The sequence below is a fragment of the Stenotrophomonas sp. genome (assembly GCF_036662295.1).
Lineage (GTDB): Bacteria > Pseudomonadota > Gammaproteobacteria > Xanthomonadales > Xanthomonadaceae > Stenotrophomonas.
Genome location: NZ_JAVWXA010000198.1, coordinates 1 through 2,173 on the forward strand (window position 1 = coordinate 1; position 2,173 = coordinate 2,173).

Genomic DNA, 2,173 nt, shown 5'->3' on the forward strand with positions numbered 1-2,173 from the left:
CCGCACCCCCACCCGTACCCCCCCTTGGACAGTTGGCCGGTGCGCACCAAAAATGCCGGTAGTGCCGGCCGCTGGCCGGCTTCCCACAGCCCCGTTGTTCCCAACGACCACCGACCACCAACCAGTGCTGCGGCCACTGCTTTCCTGAGGGCCACCGACCAACTGTCGGGGGTGGAGATGTGCAGGTTCGGGGGGCCGGGCCCGTGCGCTACGCCGGCTCGGCCTGCAGGCTGCCGCGATAGGCCACGATCAGCCCGACCAGGGGCGCGGCGATTTCCACGTCGAACACGAAACGGCCGTCGCGTTCGGTTTCAAAGGTGCGCCCGCCCGGCAGCAGGGCGGCCGGCAGGGGGATGCCGAGGCATGACCAGCGCCGGGCCACGAGGTGCAGGCGATCGTCCTCCACCACCAGCGCCAGCGCGACGTCGACGAGGCCGAAGCGCTCCACCAGCAGGTAGGCGTCCCTGCCCTGCCCGCGCCGTTGCCAGGATGAGAACCGGCGGCCATCGAAGTCGCGGGTCCAGCGCTCACCGCCGCGCTCGGGGGCGAAGGCCACGGCCACCGGCACCGCCTGCCCCGCCGGGGGGAAGCCGAACACCGCGCCGACCAGCCGCGACAACACGCCCTTGCCACGCCGCACCTCGGCCAGCCCGCGCCACTGCCGCGCGTGGCGGTCGGCGTGCAGGGCCTGCACGGGCGCCGGCAGCGTGGCGAAGGCGCTGCCCAGCAGTTGGGGATAGAGGGCGGCCTGGGGGTCCTCGCAACGGAAGCCGGTGTGGATCGAGCGCCCGTCGAACAGGCGCTCATAGTCCTCCAGCTCCAGCGCGTGGGTGGCCGGGCGCGCGCCATCGGCCGGCCGCTGCCCGGCCAGCAGCTTGCGCAGCACCGCCTCGACCGCCATCGACGGGATGTACGGGCCGTCCTCGCCTTCGGCCAGCAGGTGCCAGCTCTGTTCCAGCGCGCGCCCGTCGCGGCGGCCGGTGGCGCGCACGTACATGCCCCCGCGATGTTCACCGAACTTCATCAGGTTGAGCACGGTGTAGAACAAGGTGGACAGCGGCGCCAGCGAGGGCAGCCGCAGCCGCGCGCGCGCCTTGGCCAGCAGGTTGAGCACGCGGTGCAGCGACTCGGGCACCGGGCCGGCGCCGATCCAGATGTCGGTCATGCCCGGATGCTCCGGCGGCAACACCTGCAGGTCCGGCACGTCCACCAGCGAGAAATGCAGGTTGCGCAGCGGCAGCCGGCCCGGCACGGCCACGGTGAAGCGCCGGCTCTCGGCCAGCCCCACCCCGTGCCCGTCCACGCCATGGCGGCGCAGCTTGACCGGCGCGCCGGCATAGCCCACCACCGCGCGCATCACATTGAGCCCGATGCCGGCATACGGCGACGGCGCGATGCCGCCTTCGACCGTTTCAATGTCCATGTCCTGCGTCATCCGCCGCAGCACCGCGGCGGTCAGCACCGGGAAACTGCTCACCCCGGACAGCACGAACACCCCGGCCTGCCGCGCCTGCGCATCGAACTGCGCCACCCCGAACACGAAGTCGGCCGCATCGGCGAAATCCAGGTAGGGAATGCGCGCGGCGATGCAGGCCTGGACCACCCCGTACGGCTGCTCGCCATAGTCCTGGAACGGGCCGGAGGCATCCACCAGCAGGTCCGGACGCTCATCGGCCAGCACCTGCGCGATCGCCTGCCGGTCCACCTGAAGCGGGCGCAGCCGCGGCGCGCCCACGTAGCCGGCACAGAACGCGCGCGCGGCGGCCAGGTTGCGCCCGCAGATCAACAGCTCGATCCCGGACAGGTCGGCCAGCAGCCGCGCCAGCCGGCCGCCGAACACGCCGTAGCCGCCCAGCAGGAGAATCTTCATTGCCGAAACATCCTTGTTCCAAAGAAAGGGCGACGCCGACGCCGCCGATGCGGGGCTAGCGGACGCTGCGCAGGTGGTTCCGGCGCTTGGGCCCGCCCGGGGGGCGCTTGTTGAACGGCGGTTGCCCGCGCCAGTAGCGGATCAGCAGCCAGCCGAACAGCATGCCGCCGAGGTGCGCGAAGTGGGCGATGCCCGGCTGCCACGAGGTGACGCCCATCACCAGCTCGGTCAGGCCGATCATGATCACGAAGGTGCGCGTCTTCATCGGAATCGGCGGGAACAGCAGCATGATCCGCTGGTTGG

Annotated in this window: 2 protein-coding genes; both read right to left on the minus strand. The window is 71.7% G+C overall.

The features are described 5' to 3' along the window. Positions 1-208: 208 nt before the first annotated feature. On the minus strand, positions 209-1,870 hold the full coding sequence (locus RSA25_RS19435) for a DUF4166 domain-containing protein (protein WP_332810460.1): 1,662 nt from the start codon (positions 1,868-1,870) through the stop codon (positions 209-211). Between the two features lie 55 nt (positions 1,871-1,925). Beyond that, a partial coding sequence (locus RSA25_RS19440) for a rhomboid family intramembrane serine protease (RefSeq protein WP_332810461.1) occupies positions 1,926-2,173 on the minus strand: 248 nt, incomplete at its 5' end.

Coding starts and splice junctions, on each gene's coding strand:
- RSA25_RS19435 (WP_332810460.1), bottom strand. CDS start 1,870: ATGAAGATTCTCCTGCTGGGCGGCTACGGCGTGTTCGGCGGCCGGCTG.